Genomic DNA, 21,063 nt, shown 5'->3' on the forward strand with positions numbered 1-21,063 from the left:
CCACGGAAAGTATCGTCAAAATCAAAATAGGGGTTAGGCCTCGTCTAGATATTGGTTGAGGTCATCAATTAAGCGGGTCAATTCCGCTTCCGTGGTAATTCGAATGCGATCGTCCCGCAGGGTCAGGAGTACCTTGGCAGCAAAGGGGCCAGCCCAGATATTGGGATTGCAAAAGACCTCTAAGAAAATGTCCCCAGTGTGTTGATATTCCATGACGGGCTGGGGGTCAGGACGATTTCCGGCGGATTTTGCACTGGCAATGGTGCGGAGCCGCAGTAATAGTTGATCAATCTCCTTTTTGAGGTCTTGGGCCGCTGCGACGGTAAAGCGAAAGCTCACGGAACCTTCCACCAAGTTAAGACGCACAGGTTGGGTCATAGTCGATTACTCCAACAGGGAAAATTTAGATTGATACTCATACTGAGTCAGACTCCTGAAAATTACCCTTGAGAAATGGGTGTTTATCGCACAATTGGTATCCGAGGCCATAGAAAAAACTAAGCCTCTATTGTACCTATGCTATACAGGACTGGAGTGATCGACCAGAGAGAAGGAGAATTGGCTAACCTATTATCAAGATGCCCTGACATAATTCCAGGGAGTGATAGAGAAAATGAGATGCCTGGTTTTGCTGGTCACATCGTCCATCCCAGAGGCAGAAAGAGAGAAGCAAAGGGGTAAAATGGGTCTGGAATAATCATTGGGTTAGGTCAACGTAGATGCCCTGGTTTGTCAAAATTGAGCGGGGAGTTGTGGATAAGCCGGTTTTTGATCGATACGTGGCGGCCCATCGGGCCTATGTGCGACAGTTAATTGACCAAGGTCATCGGGCTAAGACAGGCTACTGGGGGGAGTTGGGAGGTGGAATGATGATTTTTGAGGCGGACTCCCAGGCGATCGCCCAGATTATTATTGCCGAAGATCCCTTAATCAAAAACCATTGTGTAGATTACGAGTTACACGAGTGGAAAATCGTCGAGGAATAGAAATAATTTATCTTGAATTTAGAGTTAAGGGCACCTGCATCTATCCATACAGAGTTAGCTTCTTGCTTAGCTAAGAGAACAGCTGGTAAGTACATATCTATGCTGTCTTTGTATCAAATTGTATTAATATTCATCAAATAATTCAAAATGATGTCACTTAAGACCAATATTAATGTACTCAAGGAATAGTCAGAATGAAGACCATCTTACGCTTTATCGGATCAACACTCATACTCGGAATGTTAGCTTGGGTGTTGATAGTTAATGTGGCGATCTCTCCATCTCAGGCAACTATTCGCCAGTTAGAAGAAGCACCAGGGCAGGTGGTTTACCAATCTCGCCAAGTGCTCAAGGATCAAAAGGGTGCTAGTTGGCAAGCGATCGCCTTCAAGCGAACTTTCCCCGATCGTTCGGACAGTATATACTTACGTCTGGTTGGGTTTCCAGGAACAGCAAACATCGATCACTCACAGCCACTAACCCTTACCAACTCGATGGGCAAAACACTAACTGCCGCCGATGTATCCCACGATATGTTTGTGGATCCAACTCAGATAAAACCTGATGTCGCACAGTATGATTTACAGCCGATCTTGATGAAGTTAGAATTGGGAATCCCATTGCGACTAATCCTGCCAACCCTCGACCAATCAGAGATTACCCTGAATGCTTCTACTGATCTTGTTGAAGAATGGCGATCTCTAATAGGTCAGAAATAGTTCTCGTTCAGCTAATTGGCTATGCAGCGATAGCGTCATTCAAGGTGTGCAACTGTTTTAGAGATCATCATGAATAGATAATCTAGCACCTTTCAAGCCCTAATCGTAGCTTTTTCCATCCTATTACCATGCGGATTTTGCTTTTGATAATGTCTGAAGGCACAACTACCTAACTTAAGTTCAATAATTTGGAGACCAACATTATGCAGACCATGCCAATCAACATCGGAATCGAAGAAAAGAATCGCCGCGAGATTGCTCAAGGGCTTTCCCATCTACTGGCGGATACTTACACCCTGTACTTGAAAACCCATAACTTCCACTAGACCGTCACAGGACCGATGTTTCGGACATTGCATCTCATGTTTGAAGAGCAGTATAACGAGTTGGCTTTGGCGGTGGATCTAATTGCTGAACGCATCCGGGCACTGGGGTTTCCGGCTCCAGGCACCTACAAGGAATTTGCCCAGCTCTCTTCAATTAGTGACGAGGATGGCGTTCCCAGCACCGAGGACATGATCCGCAAGTTGGTGGAAGGTCAGGAGGCCGTTGTCCGCACAGCACGATCGCTGTTTATTGTGTTGGAGGGTTCCCATGATAAGCCGATCACAGACTTGCTCACCCAAACGTATACAGGTTCATGAAAAAACAGCTTGGATGTTAAGGAGTTTACTGGCACAATAGTGAATTCTGCTGAATTAACAAAATTTTTTAAGCCAAGTATTAATAATTTTACAAAGGTAAATCTACCGACTGCTCATCCTCACCATTCAAGTAATGCTCCCAACCGTTCAAGACCCAGGTACGGTGATCCCAAATTTAAGGGGGGGTAGAGCCGAACCCTTCTTTTATCGGGCTAGAGTTACCTTAGAAATGTAAGTTTAATCGCTAAAAAAAAAGGAGCAAATGCTATGGCACTCGTGCGTTGGCAACCGTTCCGGGAAGTGGATGATATTCAACGGGAAATGAACCGTCTCTTCGATAATCTAGTAACCAGTAATAACTCCCAAGAAGGGATTGGTCTTGGCTTTGTCCCTCGGGCTGAATTAGTTGAAAATGGTGATAGCTATACCCTGCGCCTAGAACTGCCGGGGATGGATGTAAAAGACTTAGATATTCAGGCGACGGCGGAAGCGGTATCCATTTCTGGGGAGCGTAAAACCGAACGTCAAAGTGAAGAAAATGGCGTGACTCGCAGTGAGTTTCGCTATGGTAAATTTCAACGGGTGATTCCCTTGCCGGGCCGGATTAATCATCAGGATGTAGGTGCCAATTACCAGGATGGTATTTTATCCCTAACCCTACCGAAGGCTGATGAAGAAAAAAATAAAGTGGTTCGCATCAATCTAGGTTAATTTAAGTTCCATAGATCTCATCTGGGGCGATCGCCTCCGGTTCACGGGTGACCTGAAGCTGCGGCCCACTCTGCCAAGACCCCGTCCGATAACGACGGGCATCCACATGTTCAATGCCTAAGCGAAACCCGCTCTGTAGAAGCTGACGCACCTGATTCACCACATCCCCACTCAAACGACTCGAACTGGAGTGGGAACGGCTAGAGGAACTAGAGCTAGATTTGGCCGATGGGGTGGGAGCAAATCCCTTACCCCGCGTACTGGAGCCATTATTACTGCCCTTGCCATTGGGCCGCTGAATAATGGTTTCCATCAACCGCTTTTTCAGTTTTGGATCTACACCCACAAGGCGAACATAATCCCCTGGATGATCCGCCAGAAATGCACTCAAGTCCGCTAGGGCGTGCATGGAGGTAATGTTTATGCCACTGTGCCAGGAGCTGGTGCGAAAGCGGCGCGGATCCGCATACTCGGTGGTGACTTGACATCCCTGGGACAAAAGGGACTGAATTTGGTTGAGGACATCGTTACTCAGTACCGTATCCTGGGGTGTTCCATAACTTGCTGGGGTTGCCGTAGGAAAGGAGGATTTCGTCCCAGAACCATTACCTCGAGACCCATTGGAGGTAACAGGGCCATCGGGCCGCTGAATAATTTGCTCCAATACCCGCCGCTTGGCCTTACTATCAATGCCTAATAAACGCACGTATTCGCCCTGATGCTCTTGCAGACAAGCTTCTAGGGCAGCAATCACCTCAGGTTCGCGGTTGGATTGAATGGGGGCGCAGCTATACCAAGAACTGGTGCGATAATGCCGTGGGTCGGTGTGTTCCGTACCAATTTGATAGCCCTGCTGGAGGAGTTGGCGAATTTGGCCAATAATGGATTGATCCAAACTTCCACGACTTGTCGTACTGGCAGCATAGGAGGTGTAGGCAGTACTTGGGGAAGAAGAGCCACCACTGGAAAAGGTTGCTCCCATACTGGTGGGTTCTCCAGGCCGATGAATCGTCAGTTCCCGCACCCGTCGCTTGGCTTTAGGATCAACCCCAATCAGGCGCACATAATCCTGGGAATGGGCCGACAAACATTTCTCAACCTCCGCAACTACTTGTCGCTCCTGCTGGGCCTGGATCGGTGGCTCACTTTGCCACGAACTGGTGCGATAGCGGCGGGCATCGGCGTATTCTAGGCCAATGTGATAGCCCTGGCTGAGTAACTGGCGGATTTCGCTTAAAATATCGGGATTTGTGGCTTGGGTCATGACTTGGCCTCCCCCATCCTGTTGAAGATTGATTTGAACATCATGGGTTTTTTTAAGTTCGTTACGGATTGGTGCAATACAGGCAATATTTTCAGCGCAGCGATAGCCCGATCTCAGGGCATCATTAATGCCCACCACATGCTGGGCAAAGTGAATATCGGTTTCCTCGGCATTGGGTAGGCGATTGGCCTGCTGTTGATTGGTGATAATCGTGCCTGAGGCAACGTATTTCCCCGGTGGAATTTCCACATCTTGAATTAGGGCGTGCATCATCACCACGCAACCTGGGCCCACCCGAGCGTTAAACACCGTGGAGCGAAAGCCAATAAAACAACCCGAGCCAACGTAAACGGGGCCATGAATCAAGGCCATGTGGGTAATGGAGGCATCATCGCCAATCCAGACGGAATACTCCTTGCCATCATCCCCAAGGACACGGCCATCCTGTAGCCCGTGAATAACCACCCCATCCTGGATATTGGTGCCCTCGCCAATATGAAAGGGAGTTCCCTCATCTGCCCGAATTGAAGTTCCTGGGGCAATGTGAACATCATCCTTGATCCGCACATCACCAATTAGGTTGCAGGAGGAATGGATGTAGGCTGAGTCAGCAATTTTAGGTTTAGCTAGATCCGTTGACCAGGGGGTGGGAGGAGCCGCATAACTTTTAACCGCCATGGAAGGAATCTCCGATCAATACTGGGTGCGCTTACTGTAAAGAAGTTGATTATCTTTGCTCACGGTGTCAATAATCGCCACCACTGCTGCATCAATGGGTTTTGTTTCACCATTGACAATAAATCGAGCGGCACTGCCTCGACTGACCAAGACCCATTCATCCAACCCCGCACCAACGGTATCGGCGGCAACGGCGTAGTCGGGGAGTAGTTCGCCTTCCCCGCCCATCCATTGAACCACTAAAAACTTGACGCCAGTGAGGGTGGACTCTTTTTGGGTGCTGGTGACAGTGCCACACACTCGAGCAATTTTCACTATGGGCGGCCCATGGGACGAATACCACTAACGCTTTCCCGGAACTGTTCCACGGCTTCGGTGTAGCGAATGGGGAGGACGTATTCCAGGTTCTCGTGGGGACGGGCAATGATGTGGGTAGACAGGACTTGACCGCCATTCACCCGCTTTACATTTTCTACGCCTGCGGCGACGGAGGCTTGCACTTCCGAGACATCACCGCGAACAATGACGGTGACGCGCCCACTCCCAATTTTTTCATAGCCGACCAATGTGACACGGGCAGCTTTGACCATGGCATCAGCGGCTTCAACAACGGCCGGAAATCCCAGGGTCTCAATCATTCCTACTGCAATTGCCATTTTGATAACTCCTAAGGTTAATGAACTGTTGGCAAAAATAATTCTAAACACACGGATCTAGATAGAATCTAGATCTATTTAGGTGAAGAAACTTCCCTAATTTCGGAATTGTTCAACGGCTTCGGTATATCGAATGGGTAAAACGTATTCCAAGTTTTCATGGGGACGGGCAATGATGTGGGTGGAGAGAAGTTCACCACCATTCACCCGCTTTACATTTTCCACGCCTGCGGCAACGGAGGCTTGTACTTCTGAGACATCTCCCCGCACAATGACGGTGACACGCCCACTGCCGATTTTTTCATAACCGACTAAGGTGACACGGGCAGCCTTGACCATAGCATCTGCTGCTTCGACGACGGCCGGAAATCCCTTCGTTTCGATCATTCCGACAGCAATTGGCATGAGTTGATTCTCCTAAAAACGAACTAGGGGTAAGGGTGGCTCAATCTAATTGTGGCTGATAGGCGATCGCCACGGATTGAAGACGGAAAATGCCATTTTAAGAATTACGTCATTGTAATAATTACGTAATAATTTATGTTGATGACCGTCTTTGCTATCTATAAATCAAGCATAGGGTTAGGGGTTTCATTTGACAACAGAATCGTTGATAATAATTTCTGGTTTAGAATATTACAAAACCTGATTTATACCGGAGGTTCCCAGTCCTAGCGATCGCCGGGGTGGAGTGTATGGCCGCAAAGATAGATAAATATCTAAGCTTAGATTCGGGAGCATTGACGACCCATTGGGCCTTACTGACCTACCGATTGGATTCCGATTCTGATTATAGGCTTTATCAATACATTAATAGTTTTTAATAAGTTTACATCTATAAATATTGTGTTAACTTTTGACACAAAACTTTAGGTTGACGGTTCGTTTTTCAATGTTCAGGAGTGATGTTATGTCATTGACGGTGGGCGATCGCGCCCCAGACTTTTGTCTAGCCAGTGCCACTGGAGATCAGGTGTGTTTAGGGGATTTTCGGGGGCAGTGGTTGATTTTATATTTTTATCCACGGGATAATACCCCTGGCTGCACAAAGGAGGCCTGTGGCTATCGGGATGTTTACGAAGCGCGGCAAGATCAAAACCTGGCGATCGTTGGTATCAGCGGCGATTCTGCCCAATCTCACCAAAAATTCATCCAGAAATATCGCCTGCCCTTTCCCCTCCTCTGCGATTTGGATGGAACGGTGGCCAGGGCCTACGACAGCTATGGCCCCAAAAAGTTTATGGGCAAAGAATACGAGGGGATCTACCGCAATACCTTTTTGATCGACCCCCAGGGCAATCTGGCAGGTATTTATCTAAAGGTTAAGCCGGATGCCCATATTGATCAGGTAATGGCAGATTTTCAGGCCCAAGCATCTTGACTGTAAGGAGTTAGTTAATTCTGGAACAGGGGGGTTTTAGTGAAGTGAAGGCTTTTGAGGCTTGGCAGATGATTCTTGAGAAAACGAACTGATCACGGAATTCTGGATCAGCCCGAAAGTAAGACTATTTCTCCGAGAGAGGTTGATCCAGAGTTAAATGATCACGTTTTGGCTCCTTGGAGTTGTGCGAGCGTTAGTGGCTGTGGGGTGCAAAGACGTTTACGGAAGCGGTGCAGGGTGTTTAGCGCGTCTGGATATTCTGGGTAGGCTAGTTGAATAAATCGGGCGAAGTCCTCGATGGTGCAGGGTTTTGAGGTTCCGCCTTGGTATTGATGGAATTCTTTGTGAATGCTTTCTTTGATGGTGAGGAGGTTGTCGAGGCTATCGGCTAGGTGGGGGTAATGGGTTTGATCGTAGAGGTGGTGAACGGCAAGGGGTATGGGGCTGTCGATCGTCTGCTTTTCTTGGGTGATTTGGCAGGTGTTGTTATCTCTGGCTTTGGCGCGGTTTTTGGCTTGATTGATGCGCTGGTTTTGGCTGCTGGCGGTGTCTTTTTCGACTGATTTGGTGTGGATTGTGACGTTTTTGCACCAGGTTCGGGTGGTGGAGTTATTGTGGTTCTCTGCGAGGTACTCAGATAGTTTGCCAATGCCGGAAAAGGAGTAGTAGGTGACTTCCTCTATACGGCGAAATTCGGTCTCGTGGGTAAGGGGGGAGGGAGTTTTCTGTACTGCTTCAAAGGTTTTATTGAGGGTTCTCAGTCTAATTTTTAGGATGGTGGCAACTTTGTCTTCGGGGAGGAAGTTGATGTTGTTGATTTTGACTATTTGGCTATTTTCGAGGACGGTTTGGCGGATGAGGGCATGGAGAGCTTGTTGTTTGCGATTGTGGACTAATGCCTTGAGTAGTCTGGCTTTGGGGCGGTATGGAGGGGATGCCTGAAGAGCGTTGTAGAGTTTTTGAATACCATTTGTGGTGTAGAAGCAGGCTTCGGATGCACTGAGTTTGATGTAGTCGGTTTGGGGGACTAAATTTAGCTTTCTTCTGATGTTAAGAAGTTTTTGACGTGAGATGTTTAGGCTCTGTGCGATCTCAGAGTCTTTGATGAGAAATTCGGTCATGGCTTGTACGTGAGGCTGCGATACATTTGTTCGAGACGCTCAAAGATGCGCCTGTTACCTGTTTTGGGGTTGTCGGGGTGGTAGATTTTGCTGAGGCGATGGTATGCGTCTCTGATGTCTTTGTCGGTGGCGGCTTCAGGATCTAAGCTGAAGACTTGCCAGGGGCGGAAGTAGTTAAAAATATTGATGCCGTTGATGCAGTCGGGCCCGGTCTGGTGTTGCTCGTTGGGCAGGACATCAATGAGATCGCGATATAGCTGCTCCCAGGTGGCTTTGAGAGCGTAGTTGAGGGGTTCAGTGCCGTCTATGGCCATCTGAAATTTGCCGTTTTTGCGGAGGGCAACGGTGCTGGTGACGTTGAATTTTCGGTAAAGGGCTTGCTTGAGTTGGGGGAGGGTGAGGGGCTTGTTTTTTTTGTCTTTTGGGGGTTTGGTGAGGACTAGCTGGGCAAAGACTTGGAGGATTTGCGGATCGTAGTTGTGGGCCTGATGCAACCGCTCGATTTCAGTGAGGATGTGAGGGGCAAGCTTGGCAGGCATGGGAAGAACAGGAGAGAAAACAAACTTTGACTTGAGAATGTCTTTGGTTTTACTTTATCACAGGTGATCATAGTGCGTACCTATTAATATTGACAGATAAGCACTACATCTTGTATGTTCACATTCCTAGCTGTAGGAATTCAGATTTGCTACTGTAAACGCGCTGCCCCAAACGTGGCATTAAATTTGCGACACCAAATGGCTACCGACGGATAGGCTGCCAAGTCCACATTGTCAGGAATGGTATAGGTTTGGGAGCCGGTAAACTGCTTTAGGGGAGCAAGGATCAGGTAGTCCCCCGATTTCAGGGCGTAGGCGGGGGGTTTGGTAGACCCAAGCACATTTTCAGAACGATGGAGAATCACCACCAAATCCGGGCCCATGGAAAATGTACTAAAGGTTTGATCCAGTTCCAGAATCCGCTTTCCCCCTTGATTGATGATTTTTGCGCCGCCCTTGGTGGGATGTTCACCGGAGGCAAAACTGCCGGAGCGCAGGATTGAATTGGCTTGAACGACGAGTTCAGGAGGGGGATTCACAGAGGGTTCTGACATGGCGATCGCCGGATCCGATTCTGGGTGACGGATGGTATTCAGCCCAAAAATTACCGCTACGGGTATGAGGCATAAACCAAGAACAGACATTATTTTGTGTGAATGTTTCATTGTTCTATTTCCAATTATTTTGCTACTACGTATATTTTCAGCCTTGTCTCGTTTGATTATGGCTTTCCTTCCTGAGATTTCCCTAAGGGTTATCTAAGTTCAGGATGAGCGTCATTGCCAACAGAGAAATGTAGGGTTTGCTTTGATTCAACGTCGGGAATGATGTCACACTAGCTATCGTACTTACCTATTCAGACTAGAGATTCTCCTCACCATGACTGGCTTTGACACCGAAACCACTAATGCCTTTGCCCTGGCGGGATCCCGTCCCCACTACAGCCCCGATCGCCCCGGCCAGGTGGAGCATATTTTTCTAGATCTTAGTTTAGACTTGGAGCAACAACGGTGTTGGGGGCAATGCCATATTCGCCTCCGCCCAATCCGTACAGATCTTACTCATCTGGAATTGGATGCGGTTAACCAAACCATCCATAACGTAAAAGTCAATGATCAGGCTCAAAAATTTGACTATGACGGTGCAGTACTCATTGTTCACCTAGACCCAGGTTTAGGGATCAATCTCCATGATCTCCTCACGGTTTCCGTGGACTACAGCCTAGAGCATCCCCAGCGCGGCCTCTACTTTATTGCCCCCGACCATGACTATCCCCATAAGTCCCGCCAAGCTTGGACCCAAGGGGAAGACGAAGATTCCCGCTACTGGTTTCCCTGCTTTGACTATCCGGGGCAATTGGCAACCTCAGAAGTGCGAGTACGGGTCGCCCATCCCTATCTAGCCATTTCCAATGGGGAACTGCGCTATGTGACGGAAGAAGGGAGCGATAAAATTTATCATTGGTATCAGCCCCAAGTGCATCCCTCCTATCTGATTACATTGGCGGTGGGGGATTTTGCCCAACTGGAGGATCACTGGCAAGGCAAACCCGTCACCTACTATGTGACCAAGGGGCGAGAAGAGGATGCCCGTCGCACCATGGGGAAAACCCCACGGATGATTGAGTTTTTTAGTGATATTTTTGGCTATGCCTATCCCTACAGTAAGTATGCCCAGGTCTGCGTCGAGGATTTTATCTTTGGCGGCATGGAGAACACCTCCACCACCCTCCTCACCGATCGCTGTCTTTTGGATGAACGGGCTGCCCTAGATAACCGCAGCAGTGAAAGCTTAGTGGCCCACGAATTGGCCCATCAATGGTTTGGGGATTTAGTTGTCATTAAACATTGGTCCCATGCCTGGATTAAGGAGGGCATGGCCTCCTATGCGGAAGTGTTGTGGACGGCAGCGGAATACGGCCCCAATGAGGCCGCCTACTACCGCTTGAATGAGGCCCGTAATTATTTACATGAAGATAAAAGTCGTTACCGTCGCCCCATTGTCACCCATGTTTATCGGGCGGCCATGGAACTCTACGATCGCCACCTCTATGAAAAGGGGGCCTGCGTCTATCACATGATGCGTCAAGAATTGGGGGATGAGCTATTTTGGCGGGGGATTCACACTTTTTTGCAAACCCATGCCCATAAAACCGTGGAAACGGTGGATCTGCTACGGGCCATGGAAACTGCCACCGGCCGCAATCTCTTACCCCTCTTTGATCAGTACGTCTTTCGCGGCGGCCATCCCGACTATCACGTCACCTATGGTTGGGATAAGGATGGGTCTTTGGCGGTACTGACGATTAAGCAAAAGCAGGCGAAGGAGGGCACCCATTGGCTAGAGCAGGGACTTTTTGATCTGAAGTTGCCCATTGGCTTTGGCTATGTGGCGGACGATGGGGCGGTGACATTAGATCAAGTAACGATTCGGGTGCAGGAGGCGGAGCAACGTTTTTATTTCCCCCTCAGTCGTAAGCCTAGTTTTATTAGCTTTGATGTGGGCAACCATACGTTAAAAACAGTGACGTTGGCGTATCCCTTGCCGGAACTTAAAAGCCAATTGAGCCATGATCCCGATCCCCTGAGTCGGTTGGAAGCAGCCAAGGCGATCGCCAAAAAGGGACATTTAACGGCGGTGCAGAGTTTGGTGGAACAGCTTAAAACCGAGGCATTTTGGGGGGTGCGCCTAGAAATTGTCAAAGCCTTGGCGACAATCAAACTGGATCAGGCCCTAGAGGGGTTAGCCCTGGCCTTGGGGGATGGAGATGCACGGGTACGGCGGGCTGCGGTGACGGCGATCGCCGATATTAAAACCTATGCCGCCTATAAGCTCCTAAAACCCATTGCCGAAAAGGGGGATGCCAGTTACTCCGTAGAAGCCGCGGCCCTAAAAGGCATTGGCGCGATCGCTGGGGCCCAGACCGGGGAAAAACCCAAACCCACAAAGGTCTTAAAGATTTTGCAGACGGCCCTAGAAAAACGCTCCGGCTGGAATGAAGTCGTGCGCTGTGGGGCGATCGCCGGTTTAAGTGCCCTCAAGGATCTGCCGGAAGCCGTAGAGCTTATTTTGGCATACACCCAATTGGGAACACCCCAAGCCCTGCGTTTGGCAGCGGTGCGGGCCCTGGGAACCCTGGGCAAGGGGCCCTCAGATTATCAGGATAAAATTTTCCAGCGATTACACCACCTGGCGGATGAACCCCTCTTTTTAACCCAGGTAGCGGTGGTGAATGCCCTAGGGCAGATGGACTCCCCCAAGTCCCTGGGATTACTGCAACAGTTGCGGGAACGAACCCTTGATCATCGAGTCAAGCGATCGGCGGATGAAGCCATTCCCAAGGTACAAAAAGCCATGGGCAGTACCCAAGCCCTCAAGAGCCTAGAGGAAACGGTGGCGGAGTTAAAACGGGAAAATCAAACCTTGAAAAGTCGCCTAGAGAAATTGGAAGTAAAATCCAATGTCACGCCTTCAGAGAATGGATCTGACACAATTAAGAACGGTAGTTAATTTTTGCAAAGGATATATAAAGTCATAAAGAACCTATAAAAATAGGGGATGTTACCAACCAAGAGATTCAAAGTCCGTGAAGGGCGTGGCGGGCGATGATTTTGCGTTCTTCGCGATTAAAGGCTGGGATGGCGGAGATGATTTGCTCCAGGCTTGGGTGAGTTGGTTGCCCCTCCCTGTATTGCGCCTGCGCCTTGATCTCAGCTTTGATGCGTTCTTTTTCTTCATATGGGCTAAAGTTAGCCTGTTCTTGGAGATGTTGAATTTCGGTACTTGGAATGAATTCGGGTACAGGTTCAGGAGGAAGTCCGAGGAGGGTGAGGTAAGTTTCAACTTTGCTAATCATGCCAATCGCCAAGAACATCGAGAAGAACAAGAAAAAAGCTTTTCCAGCCAGCGATACCACCAATACAAAGCTGAACTAAGCAAATGAAGGCGCATCCGACAGCAAGCCCTTGAGACCCAAGATCAGTTTAAGTTCAAGGTTGCCCAAAGCAATAATCGTTTGCTGGATACCTAGTTCACGTTTGGCCGCGTCTAGTTGATTTTGTTCGTCTTCATTTAACTTCATAGCGTTTGGTGTGATTTATCGGTTGTTAGAGGCTGTTTTTTGCATGGGTTTGCCCATCAACAATGCAACGGTGGAGGCTAAAAACCATTCAAAGCTAAATTTGCCCTTGATTTTGTCCCACTGCACCAGTACGGGATAGTAAAGGGCCATCAAAACGATGGCTAATCCTAAGGCTAACCCCGTACTCATTAAGTCGTAAAGGTAATCATTTCCGGTGAAATAGTCAATCAATCGCAAAGGAATAAAAAAGAGGGCAAAATGGCTAATATAAATAGTGAGGGAGTAGCGACTCAACTGGCGCAAATAGGCTAAAGACCCCCGTAAAAATTTCGACTCCAGGGGCCGCGAATCGTAGAGATGCCACAAGCCGGTAAAAACAAGGAGGATGATTCCCAAAAGTAGCGTATTCATACTAAAGGACAGGGGATAAAACGAGAGGGGGGTCAGGTATCCACCGACAACATCGTGGGGGGGATTATTGGCTGCCCAGAAGGCTTTGCCCAAGCCAGCCACCGCAAAGAGAGTCCCCAAACCGAGCAACATCGGCGTATCTTTGGCCATGAAACCACCCACCAGACGGCGACCCACCACCAAACCCACTAGGGGAAAGGTAATCCAGGGGAAAAGGGGAAATTGTGCCCCATAGAGAAACCCCACAAAGATATCAACGGCTTTTCCCGTCGGTTCATAGTCGCTGGCCGGATCGAATAGGACATTGGGGAAGTAGTCGGAAATCCAATCCACGGGCAAAAATTCACCGCCATAGAAGGGGGCAATGGGCGTGAGCGATCGCACTTGGGGAGTCACAAGCCAAATCACCGCTGCCAGGGCGATAATTGCCCAGGAGGGCAGGGGACGGCAAAACCCCAAAACAATCGTTGCCGCTGCAATAAAGGTGAGAATATCCCAAATCCAGAGATTTTCAGGGCCCTGCACCAAAAACAAAAAGAGCAAGCCATAGGCAAATAGAACGCCCCCTCGCGTCAGATAGCGACGCACATCATAGACGGAGATTTCACGTTTTTGGCTAGAGAGGACGACACTTACCCCCACTAAAAATACAAACCAAGATGCGGGGAAGTCCCCCAATAAATGATTGGAGACAAAATATAGGGCACGATCGCCCTCCTCACCACTGGAGAGAAAAATTGGGTAGTGACATAAGACCATGCCCAGTAAGGCCAAGCCCCGCATGACATCCACACAGTTGACCCGTTGAGAAGATTTTGCATCTTTTACTTGAGATTCTGGTGAATGAGCCATAGTGGATTAGCCATAAATGATAAATACTTGATTCTTGGTAAAGGCCCTAACGTCCCTGGGATTAAAGATACGTTAATCTAGACCCTGATTAAACGGTTATTGGATATTTTTGATAAAAACAGATGATAGAAACAAGATGATGGATATTAACCCTGAGCAACGGGCGATCGCCCAGCATATCCATGGGGCCCTATTAGTTTTAGCCCCTGCCGGAACTGGAAAAACGGGAATTTTAACCCAACGAATTCTCCGGGCGATCGAGGCTGGGATTGAAGCCAGGGAGATATTGTGTCTCACCTTTACAAATCGGGCGGCCCAGGAAATGCGTCAACGGATTGCCCAGATCGATGGTTCCCTTGCCCGCCAACTCACAATTAAAACCTTCCATGGCCTGTGTGTGGCCATGCTGCGCCAGGACGGTGCGGCCTTGGGCTTGGCGGCAAATTTCACGATTTATGATGATTACGATTCCTTTGAACTCATTAAGGAGATTTTTAACCTTCAGGGCGATCGCCAAGCGTGGGACATGACCCAGCAAATTATGAACTGCAAAAGTCAGCATCATTTGGGGAGTGGTGCATCTTTGCCGGAAATTTTTGCCCTGCTAGGGGATGAACATGCAATCCATGCCCTTCGCTATCAACGGGCCCTGCAAGTCCGTCAGGCAGTGGATTTTGCGGATTTGGTCTACTACGGTCAACAACTGTTTACAGATAGGGATATTGCGGAACGCTGGGGCGATCGCTTTCACTTTATTCAAGTGGATGAGGTGCAGGATACCCACTTAAGTGAGTACGAAATTGTTGCCCACCTGGCCCGCAACCATGGCAATTTAATGCTTATTGGCGACCTAGATCAAACGATTTTTTCCTGGCGGGGGTCAGAGCCAGAGCAGGTTCTGCAAAAATTTGAGCAGGAGTTTCAGCCCACTCGTTATTCCCTTGTTTGGAACTATCGCTCTACCCAGAGCCTTTTGCAGGCCGCCGATACCTTTGCCCATTCCTTTAGCGATCGCCATACCCAGATTGAACCCGCCCCCACCTGCCCCCTGGGTGAACCCATTTGCGCCCATAGTGCCCCCACCCCCCAAGCCGAAGCCGAGTGGATTAGTGAGCAGATTAAAGCCCTGGCCCAAACCCAAGCCAATTTTAGTTATCAGCGGGTCGCGGTTTTAGCCCGTACCAATTGGCGGATTAAACAGTTAAGTAGCTATCTTGAACAATTGGGCATTCCCTGTATTACCAGTGACCAACTGGAGTTTTTTCAGCAGCCCGCCATTAAGGATGCCCTGGCATTACTGCGAATTTTGCTCAATCCCTTTGATAGCAATGCCCTGCGGCGGGTTTTGCCCCAACTCCTCCCGAATATTGAACCCAAGATACTGCAAACCATTGAACAGCAAGGACGTATTTGCGGCCTGTGGCTGACGGATCTCGTGAATCTTACGGCCCTGAAGGATGGGGATCCCCTAGGGGCTTTGATTGAGGACTGGGAGCAGGGAACAGTCATTGTTTTTGATGTGGAAACCACCGGCTTTTCCGTTGTGGATGATGAGGTCATTGAACTGGCGGCCTCCCGCTTTGATCAGGGTCAATTTACCCTACCCTTTCAACGCTATGTCCAAAATAATAAACCCGTGGCGGAGACGGAGCAGGTCCATGGCTACAGTGATGAATTTCTGCGGATCAATGGTCGTCCCCCCAAGGAAGTGTTTCGGGATTTTGCCCGATTTGCCCAACGGGGCCTTTGGATTGGCCATAATCTTGGCTTTGATGTCAAAATGGTGGCGGCCCATGCCCGCCGAGTTGGTCTTGAGCTAGAGATCAATCGCTGGGGAGATACCCTCAATTTGGCCCATCGGTTTGTGCGGAATGTGGAGAACTACAAATTAGGAACCCTAGCCACCCATTTCCAGCTAGAAAGTACTCCCACCCACCGCGCCGATGCTGATGTGCGCACCACCGCTGAACTCTTTGGTTTACTAATTCAACGGGCTAAATCCGGCTGTCAAGAACGACGACACCTGATCCAAACCTATCAACCCCACTTCTATGGGTTTGCCCAACAACTAAGTAATTGGCAACAGGCTAGTGATGTTTTACGGCCCCAGGAGTTGCTGATCCAAATCCTGGAGGAATCGGGTCTGTATGCCCATTACGAAAATAAAGGAGACGGCACAGAGAGCCTGCAACAGTTAATTCACCTCTTTGGCGATCGCGACCAACCCCATCTCCACCCCCATACGGCCCTGCGGGAGATGATGGAATACACCTCCCTGATGAAAAATATTGATCATCTAGCGGCGATCGAGGCGCGGGTTCCCATTATCACCGTTCATCAATCCAAGGGACTGGAATTTGATACTGTATTTTTGGCGGGTCTGGTGGATGGGGAATTTCCCAACGGCCGTAGCCATCAAGAGGGTTTACTGGAGGAAGAAAAACGCCTCTTTTATGTCGGGCTAACCCGGGCCCAAAAACAGTTATTTCTCTCAACCCATGAACAGGATGATCGGGGTAGTTTACGCTCTCGTAGTGGGTTTATGGATGTACTAATTGAGGCGGGCCTGTTGGCGGTGTAGCGTTTTATTTAGTTGGCATCGGGAAAAACAATTTTAGGCAAGAGAACAGAGTCTTTCAGAATACCTAGGCCCAAGCAATGCCCCTCTGGTTGGCGACTGATCAGACAGGGTTGGGAATCCTGATCAAGGGGGAGGGGGGGTAGGGAAGCAATATTATTTAATGGCTGATTCTGGGAATCGCTCAGCGTCAGCGATCGCCCCTGATACCAATCTTGAATTTGCAACCCCCCAATTGGAATGTGGGGTAAATGGGCCAAGGCGGCAATGGGTGAGATTAAAGGCAGATGGTCTATGATAACGGCTTCTAGAGGCGTGCTCTTGGATAGGCTAAAACCACAACTGAGGGTACGCTCTAGGGCGGCTAAGGTTCCGCCAACCCCGAGAAGGGCCCCTAAATCCCGTGCCAAGGAACGAATATAGGTTCCGGGCCCACAGGCGATCTCCAGGGTTAATTCCGGGTTGGGGCCCGGCTGCCAGTCCAAAATCTTCAGATCATAAATTTCAACCTGTCGCGGGGGTACATCTATCCGTTGGCCTTGGCGGGCAAGGTGATAGAGTCGCTTCCCCTCTATTTGCACCGCACTATAGGCGGGGGGAATTTGAGATAGATGACCCATAAATTGGGGCAATAGGGCCTGAATCTGCGTCAAGGTGAGGTGGTCACTGGACTGTTGATTAAGAATGTGTCCCGTCACATCATCCGTATCCGTTGAAAGTCCAAAACGGATCCGGCCAATATAGGCTTTCTCTGGGGGTAAGTAGGGTAACAGGCGAGTCGCCGGCCCCAGGGCAATGGGTAAAACCCCCGTCGCCATTGGATCTAGGGTTCCCCCATGGCCGATTCGCTTGATTTTGAGCCTTCGCCGTAGTTGGGCCACACAATCATGGGAGGTTAACCCCATGGGTTTTGCCAGGTTCAAAAAACCGAGCATTATTCACCAATGGTTGGGGCCGTACTGGCTGGCTCAGGATTTAGGGGTAAACCACTGACAAACCGTTGTAGGGCAGAAATTGCCCGGTTGTAGTCAATCACCGCACTCAGTAAATTACTCTGGGCCTGAATCAGAGAGGTTTCTGCATTACTCACTTCCTGCTGGGTGCCAACCCCTGCTTGAAATCGCAGTCGGGCTAGCCGTAATCCCTCCGTAGCAGCATTCACCGCCGCTTGGTTCGTACTAATATTTTCTTGGCTAGATTTGAGGGTGAAGTAGGATTGTTCCACTTGGAAGCGAATCAGGTTTTTGAATGAGGCAAACTGAGTCTCGGCGATCGCCGCTGATGCCTCCTGTTGGGCCGCACTGGCCCGGGACACACCCCCATCAAAAATCGTTAAATTCATCTGACCACTGACAGAATAGCCCCACTGGGGAGCCAAACTATCCGTGAGTTCATCGGTGGTATTAAAGGTTCCGCCCACGGATAATTGAGGACCTAGGTTGCCCAGAGCCACTCGCCGCTGCTGGAGAGCCACATTTCGCTGGGTCAATTGCTGTTCCAATTCCACTCGATTCCGAAAAGCAAGGGCGATACTATCATTCAGGGAAAGGGTCCAGTCCCCCACCACTTGAATGGGATCCGCCGCAGATAAATTGGCCCGGTCATTAAGGCTCAGGGTTTGGGCTAACTGACGACGGGCAATCTGTAATTGACTTTCGGACTGCACCAATTGCTGTTGGTTATTGGCTAACTGAACCTCAGAGGTCAACACATCAAAGAGGGTTCCCAAGCCGGCCCGTTCCCGGGCAACGGCATCCCGTAGACTAATTTGGGAATTTTCCACCGCCGCCTGGCCAATCCGCACAAGGGCATCGGCCTGTTGAATGTTGTAGTAGTCATCGGTGACATCTTGACGCAGTTGTTCCCATTGCCGTTGTAGGTCTAATTCCGCATTCCGAACCTGCTCTTGGGCAGCGCGAATACTGCCGGGCCGCTGACCAGAGGTAAAAACGTTATACCCCACTTGAACATTGGAATTCCAGGTATTGGAAACACTACTAAAGTTTAATGTGGTTGGTTGCATAGCACCCCCAGCCATCGATGCCTGATTCCGTCGGTTTTGTTGGATCTGGGCATTTTGCAGTCTGGCGGCGGCAGAATCGGAACGCCCCAAAGAGGACTGAAAGGAAATGCTGGGGTAGAGGGCGGCCTGGGATTGGCGGAGGGTTGCTCGACTTTGTTGTAGTTGCTGTTCAGTCACCTGAAGTGAGCGATTATTGCGCCGCGCTAATTCTAGGGCTTGATTGAGGGTAATGGGTTGATCGAGATCAATCTCGACCTGTTCCGGCTGAGTCGGTAAATATAACGGGTCTGGATTGGGATTGAAGGGAATTAAATCGCTGGCGGTACTGGGAGGATTGGGGGTAGATTGGGCCAGCAGTTCGGGGGCGATCGCCCAAGGAAGAGTTAGGACACCAAGCCCGAGAGCACATTGTCGCAGCCAAGTCAAACTAGCCATACACCATCTCTACTCCTGAAACCACACGAACCAATCATTCCTTATAGGGAGAAGTTTAGTGATAACTCGCTCCATGCCAATTCCAAAGGTCAGTATAACCTAATTCTTTTTGGTGAATAATCCTTTTGGGTCACAATATGGAGAGCCAGCAGAGGGGCAATGATGTCCCTAAAATAGGAAAATGCGAGATAATCTGTGCAAATACCTAGCCGAAAAATATCCCACCGCCTTTACCCAGTGGCTCCTGAATGATTTCTCGGAAGATGTATCCATCCTGAAAACCGAACTGAACTTAGAACCGATCCGCGCCGATTCCGTGACATTGGTACAAACCCAAAACTGTATTCTCCATTTGGAATTTCAGGTAGAGCCAGAACCGACATTGCCTCTGCGGATGCTGGACTATTGGCTCAGACTATATCGCACCTATCACTGTGAAATTGTTCAAGTTTTGATCTTGCTAAGACGGACAAGGGTGCATGTGCCCGATGTGTTCGAGTTGCCAAGCACTATTCATCGCTATCGGGTGGTTAAACTCTGGGAAGAAGACCCCAACCAATTTTTTCAGATTCCTGCCCTATTACCCTTTGCAGTTCTTGGAAAAACAGACAACGAAAGCGCCCTTTTGCAAGCCGTGGCGAATCAAATTAATCAAATTGAATCTGAGCAGACTCGAAAAGAACTGAGTACCGTCGTTCAACTATTGGCTGGGTTACAGTACAGTAAGGAGCTTATTCAAAGCATTTTTCGGGAGGGAATGATGCGGGAATCAGTAATTTATCAAGAGATTCTTCAGGAAGGGGAACGCAAAGGACGGCAAGAAGGACGACAAGAGGGACAACGGGAGGAAGCCTGTACGCTTATCCTGCGTCAACTCACCCGTCGAGTGGGGCCCATCCCTAATACATTTGTGACCCAAATCAATGCTCTATCCCTCAACGAGTTGGAATCCTTGGGGGAAGACCTGTTAGATTTTCAACACCTCCATGACCTAGAAATGTGGCTAGGCTCCCGGCTCGACGGCTAGAACCCTATTTCATCTATTTCATAGGGTGGTTCCGCTTAGCGTTATGAATTTTGTAATTTTTGACGAGATGGCTAAATATCTAGTTTAACCTGGGCGATCGCCTCAACCAAGCGGGGCTGTAGGGACTGGATATAATCGGGCCAGCCAACAATAATCGGTTGACGATGGGTGAGACTGGGAGCCAACAGTGCGGCTTGATCGAATTCTAGGGGATGACCCTCCAGATCACAGCAGACTAATCCTGCCGCCTTAGCCAAGGCCAGGGGAGCCGTGGTATCCCAGAGTTTGACCCGCTGATTCAAGTAAATGTAAAGGCCCGCCCGACCTAAAATGACTTCAATCACCTTGAGACCAAAACTACCTAAAAAATAAAATTGAGCTTCCGGCAACAACTGGCTAAAGACCGATCCATAGGTGTCAAAATCTTTCTGGCCAATCATGATCGGGCAAAAGTCTGCCGAGGGAGGGGCTGGACGCTGGGGAACAAGAGGAACCGTCGGTGTTGCCGCCATCACCTGAAATAGACCCCAATCCTTGCCGCCGTAGAAGAGATGATCCTTGGCGGGGTTATAGATCCAACCGGCAATGGGAACGTGATCCTGGAGCAGTCCCACCATGACGGAGTAGCCTTCCTTGTGATGGATGAGATCATCGGTGCCATCGAGGGGATCAATGAGCCAAAAGCGTTGGTGAGAGAGACTAAAGGCAGCGGTTGAATCGGCATTTTCCTCACTGATAATGCCATCACTGGGAAACCAGTCCCGAAATTTTTGACTCAGTTGCCGATCTAGGAGGCGATCGATACTGGTGGCAAAATCTTGGCGACCCTTTTCAATCACATCAAAGGGCTGTTGAGCCAGTTCCCTGGCCCGCTGCCCCGCTTGCCGCATCAGTTGATTGATTTGCAGAACCTGAGCCGAAGAAAGGATTGAATCAAGATCGGGAGAAGTCATTTTT

At 49.3% G+C, this 21,063-nt stretch carries 21 protein-coding genes and 1 pseudogene; 8 read left to right on the forward strand and 14 right to left on the reverse strand.

Annotation, left to right across the window (positions count from 1 at the left end; genetic code table 11):
* Positions 1 to 33: 33 nt before the first annotated feature.
* Positions 34 to 378, reverse strand: a complete 345-nt coding sequence (locus L3556_RS14690; protein WP_277868089.1) for a hypothetical protein — start codon at positions 376 to 378, stop codon at positions 34 to 36.
* A gap of 341 nt (positions 379 to 719) precedes the next feature.
* On the opposite strand from L3556_RS14690, the gene L3556_RS14695 reads away from it, so the two are divergent.
* The 4 genes and pseudogenes from L3556_RS14695 to L3556_RS14710 all read left to right on the forward strand — a co-directional run bounded on the left by L3556_RS14695 (position 720) and on the right by L3556_RS14710 (position 3,060).
* Positions 720 to 986, forward strand: coding sequence for a YciI family protein (locus L3556_RS14695; protein WP_277868090.1), 267 nt, complete (start codon positions 720 to 722; stop codon positions 984 to 986).
* Between the two features lie 194 nt (positions 987 to 1,180).
* Positions 1,181 to 1,705 (forward strand): DUF3122 domain-containing protein, encoded by a 525-nt coding sequence (locus tag L3556_RS14700; RefSeq protein ID WP_277868091.1) that lies wholly within the window; start codon positions 1,181 to 1,183, stop codon positions 1,703 to 1,705.
* A 203-nt stretch (positions 1,706 to 1,908) separates the two neighbouring features.
* Positions 1,909 to 2,389 (forward strand): annotated as a pseudogene (locus tag L3556_RS14705) (Dps family protein).
* A gap of 227 nt (positions 2,390 to 2,616) precedes the next feature.
* Positions 2,617 to 3,060 carry an Hsp20/alpha crystallin family protein gene (locus tag L3556_RS14710; RefSeq protein WP_277868092.1) on the forward strand — a complete coding sequence of 148 codons (444 nt, stop codon included), beginning with the start codon at positions 2,617 to 2,619 and terminating at the stop codon, positions 3,058 to 3,060.
* Position 3,061: 1 nt separating this feature from the next.
* On the opposite strand, the gene L3556_RS14715 is transcribed toward L3556_RS14710, so the two are convergent.
* From L3556_RS14715 to L3556_RS14730, 4 genes are all read right to left on the reverse strand, one after another.
* Positions 3,062 to 5,002 carry a beta-carboxysome scaffolding protein CcmM gene (locus L3556_RS14715; RefSeq protein WP_277868093.1) on the reverse strand — a complete coding sequence of 647 codons (1,941 nt, stop codon included), beginning with the start codon at positions 5,000 to 5,002 and terminating at the stop codon, positions 3,062 to 3,064.
* Between the two features lie 15 nt (positions 5,003 to 5,017).
* Positions 5,018 to 5,317 (reverse strand): beta-carboxysome shell vertex protein CcmL, encoded by a 300-nt coding sequence (locus tag L3556_RS14720; RefSeq protein WP_277868094.1) that lies wholly within the window; start codon positions 5,315 to 5,317, stop codon positions 5,018 to 5,020.
* Positions 5,317 to 5,658 (reverse strand): carbon dioxide-concentrating mechanism protein CcmK, encoded by a 342-nt coding sequence (locus L3556_RS14725; protein ID WP_011056790.1) that lies wholly within the window; start codon positions 5,656 to 5,658, stop codon positions 5,317 to 5,319. Before L3556_RS14725 ends, L3556_RS14720 begins: the two co-directional genes overlap by 1 nt.
* A 96-nt stretch (positions 5,659 to 5,754) precedes the next feature.
* A complete protein-coding gene (locus tag L3556_RS14730) occupies positions 5,755 to 6,063 on the reverse strand; it encodes a carbon dioxide-concentrating mechanism protein CcmK (RefSeq protein WP_277868095.1) in 309 nt (102 codons plus the stop codon).
* A 505-nt stretch (positions 6,064 to 6,568) separates the two neighbouring features.
* Here L3556_RS14730 and bcp point away from each other — a divergent pair.
* On the forward strand, positions 6,569 to 7,039 hold the full coding sequence (bcp, locus tag L3556_RS14735) for a thioredoxin-dependent thiol peroxidase (protein WP_277868096.1): 471 nt from the start codon (positions 6,569 to 6,571) through the stop codon (positions 7,037 to 7,039).
* 161 nt (positions 7,040 to 7,200) lie between these two features.
* Here bcp and L3556_RS14740 read toward each other — a convergent pair whose 3' ends face one another.
* The 3 genes from L3556_RS14740 to L3556_RS14750 all read right to left on the reverse strand — a co-directional run bounded on the left by L3556_RS14740 (position 7,201) and on the right by L3556_RS14750 (position 9,343).
* Positions 7,201 to 8,160: a hypothetical protein gene (locus L3556_RS14740; protein WP_277868097.1), complete on the reverse strand. Its 960-nt coding sequence runs from the start codon at positions 8,158 to 8,160 to the stop codon at positions 7,201 to 7,203.
* The gene (locus L3556_RS14745) at positions 8,157 to 8,699 is read right to left on the reverse strand and encodes a J domain-containing protein (protein WP_277868098.1); all 543 of its coding nucleotides are present in this window, start codon (positions 8,697 to 8,699) and stop codon (positions 8,157 to 8,159) included. The genes L3556_RS14740 and L3556_RS14745 overlap by 4 nt, the downstream gene beginning before the upstream one ends.
* Positions 8,700 to 8,848: 149 nt before the next feature.
* Complete coding sequence (locus tag L3556_RS14750; RefSeq protein ID WP_277868099.1) at positions 8,849 to 9,343, reverse strand: DM13 domain-containing protein; 495 nt, start codon at positions 9,341 to 9,343, stop codon at positions 8,849 to 8,851.
* A gap of 235 nt (positions 9,344 to 9,578) precedes the next feature.
* Here L3556_RS14750 and L3556_RS14755 point away from each other — a divergent pair, with 235 nt between their 5' ends.
* Complete coding sequence (locus L3556_RS14755) at positions 9,579 to 12,209, forward strand: M1 family metallopeptidase (protein ID WP_277868100.1); 2,631 nt, start codon at positions 9,579 to 9,581, stop codon at positions 12,207 to 12,209.
* A gap of 67 nt (positions 12,210 to 12,276) precedes the next feature.
* On the opposite strand, the gene L3556_RS14760 is transcribed toward L3556_RS14755, so the two are convergent.
* From L3556_RS14760 to L3556_RS14770, 3 genes are read right to left on the reverse strand one after another with little or no spacing between them, the layout of a single operon-like run.
* Positions 12,277 to 12,615: a hypothetical protein gene (locus tag L3556_RS14760; protein ID WP_277868101.1), complete on the reverse strand. Its 339-nt coding sequence runs from the start codon at positions 12,613 to 12,615 to the stop codon at positions 12,277 to 12,279.
* Between the two features lie 15 nt (positions 12,616 to 12,630).
* Entirely contained in the window at positions 12,631 to 12,780 is a 150-nt protein-coding gene (locus L3556_RS14765) for a hypothetical protein (RefSeq protein WP_277868102.1), read from the reverse strand.
* A 15-nt stretch (positions 12,781 to 12,795) separates the two neighbouring features.
* Positions 12,796 to 14,043 (reverse strand): heparan-alpha-glucosaminide N-acetyltransferase domain-containing protein, encoded by a 1,248-nt coding sequence (locus L3556_RS14770; RefSeq protein WP_277868103.1) that lies wholly within the window; start codon positions 14,041 to 14,043, stop codon positions 12,796 to 12,798.
* 136 nt (positions 14,044 to 14,179) lie between these two features.
* Between L3556_RS14770 and L3556_RS14775 the strand changes: the two genes are divergently transcribed.
* Entirely contained in the window at positions 14,180 to 16,624 is a 2,445-nt protein-coding gene (locus tag L3556_RS14775) for a 3'-5' exonuclease (protein ID WP_277868104.1), read from the forward strand.
* A gap of 8 nt (positions 16,625 to 16,632) precedes the next feature.
* Here L3556_RS14775 and truB read toward each other — a convergent pair whose 3' ends face one another.
* Complete coding sequence (truB, locus tag L3556_RS14780; protein ID WP_338405763.1) at positions 16,633 to 17,556, reverse strand: tRNA pseudouridine(55) synthase TruB; 924 nt, start codon at positions 17,554 to 17,556, stop codon at positions 16,633 to 16,635.
* Positions 17,556 to 19,079: a TolC family protein gene (locus L3556_RS14785; RefSeq protein WP_277868105.1), complete on the reverse strand. Its 1,524-nt coding sequence runs from the start codon at positions 19,077 to 19,079 to the stop codon at positions 17,556 to 17,558. The genes truB and L3556_RS14785 overlap by 1 nt, the downstream gene beginning before the upstream one ends.
* A 181-nt stretch (positions 19,080 to 19,260) precedes the next feature.
* On the opposite strand from L3556_RS14785, the gene L3556_RS14790 reads away from it, so the two are divergent.
* The gene (locus L3556_RS14790; RefSeq protein ID WP_277868106.1) at positions 19,261 to 20,106 is read left to right on the forward strand and encodes an Rpn family recombination-promoting nuclease/putative transposase; all 846 of its coding nucleotides are present in this window, start codon (positions 19,261 to 19,263) and stop codon (positions 20,104 to 20,106) included.
* Between the two features lie 71 nt (positions 20,107 to 20,177).
* Here L3556_RS14790 and L3556_RS14795 read toward each other — a convergent pair whose 3' ends face one another.
* On the reverse strand, positions 20,178 to 21,059 hold the full coding sequence (locus L3556_RS14795; RefSeq protein ID WP_277868107.1) for a 3'(2'),5'-bisphosphate nucleotidase CysQ family protein: 882 nt from the start codon (positions 21,057 to 21,059) through the stop codon (positions 20,178 to 20,180).
* Positions 21,060 to 21,063: the final 4 nt, after the last annotated feature.

Source organism: Candidatus Synechococcus calcipolaris G9, from assembly GCF_029582805.1.
In the GTDB taxonomy this organism is placed as follows: Bacteria; Cyanobacteriota; Cyanobacteriia; order Thermosynechococcales; family Thermosynechococcaceae; genus Synechococcus_F; species Synechococcus_F calcipolaris.

Excerpts from the sequence above, each read along its gene's own strand:
- L3556_RS14690 (WP_277868089.1), bottom strand. The coding sequence starts at position 378 with ATGACCCAACCTGTGCGTCTTAACTTGGTGGAAGGTTCCGTGAGCTTT.
- L3556_RS14695 (WP_277868090.1), top strand. The coding sequence starts at position 720 with ATGCCCTGGTTTGTCAAAATTGAGCGGGGAGTTGTGGATAAGCCGGTT.
- L3556_RS14700 (WP_277868091.1), top strand. The coding sequence starts at position 1,181 with ATGAAGACCATCTTACGCTTTATCGGATCAACACTCATACTCGGAATG.
- L3556_RS14710 (WP_277868092.1), top strand. The coding sequence starts at position 2,617 with ATGGCACTCGTGCGTTGGCAACCGTTCCGGGAAGTGGATGATATTCAA.
- L3556_RS14715 (WP_277868093.1), bottom strand. The coding sequence starts at position 5,002 with ATGGCGGTTAAAAGTTATGCGGCTCCTCCCACCCCCTGGTCAACGGAT.
- L3556_RS14725 (WP_011056790.1), bottom strand. The coding sequence starts at position 5,658 with ATGGCAATTGCAGTAGGAATGATTGAGACCCTGGGATTTCCGGCCGTT.
- L3556_RS14730 (WP_277868095.1), bottom strand. The coding sequence starts at position 6,063 with ATGCCAATTGCTGTCGGAATGATCGAAACGAAGGGATTTCCGGCCGTC.
- bcp (WP_277868096.1), top strand. The coding sequence starts at position 6,569 with ATGTCATTGACGGTGGGCGATCGCGCCCCAGACTTTTGTCTAGCCAGT.
- L3556_RS14740 (WP_277868097.1), bottom strand. The coding sequence starts at position 8,160 with ATGACCGAATTTCTCATCAAAGACTCTGAGATCGCACAGAGCCTAAAC.
- L3556_RS14745 (WP_277868098.1), bottom strand. The coding sequence starts at position 8,699 with ATGCCTGCCAAGCTTGCCCCTCACATCCTCACTGAAATCGAGCGGTTG.
- L3556_RS14750 (WP_277868099.1), bottom strand. The coding sequence starts at position 9,343 with ATGTCTGTTCTTGGTTTATGCCTCATACCCGTAGCGGTAATTTTTGGG.
- L3556_RS14755 (WP_277868100.1), top strand. The coding sequence starts at position 9,579 with ATGACTGGCTTTGACACCGAAACCACTAATGCCTTTGCCCTGGCGGGA.
- L3556_RS14765 (WP_277868102.1), bottom strand. The coding sequence starts at position 12,780 with ATGAAGTTAAATGAAGACGAACAAAATCAACTAGACGCGGCCAAACGT.
- L3556_RS14770 (WP_277868103.1), bottom strand. The coding sequence starts at position 14,043 with ATGGCTCATTCACCAGAATCTCAAGTAAAAGATGCAAAATCTTCTCAA.
- L3556_RS14775 (WP_277868104.1), top strand. The coding sequence starts at position 14,180 with ATGATGGATATTAACCCTGAGCAACGGGCGATCGCCCAGCATATCCAT.
- truB (WP_338405763.1), bottom strand. The coding sequence starts at position 17,556 with ATGCTCGGTTTTTTGAACCTGGCAAAACCCATGGGGTTAACCTCCCAT.
- L3556_RS14785 (WP_277868105.1), bottom strand. The coding sequence starts at position 19,079 with ATGGCTAGTTTGACTTGGCTGCGACAATGTGCTCTCGGGCTTGGTGTC.
- L3556_RS14790 (WP_277868106.1), top strand. The coding sequence starts at position 19,261 with ATGCGAGATAATCTGTGCAAATACCTAGCCGAAAAATATCCCACCGCC.
- L3556_RS14795 (WP_277868107.1), bottom strand. The coding sequence starts at position 21,059 with ATGACTTCTCCCGATCTTGATTCAATCCTTTCTTCGGCTCAGGTTCTG.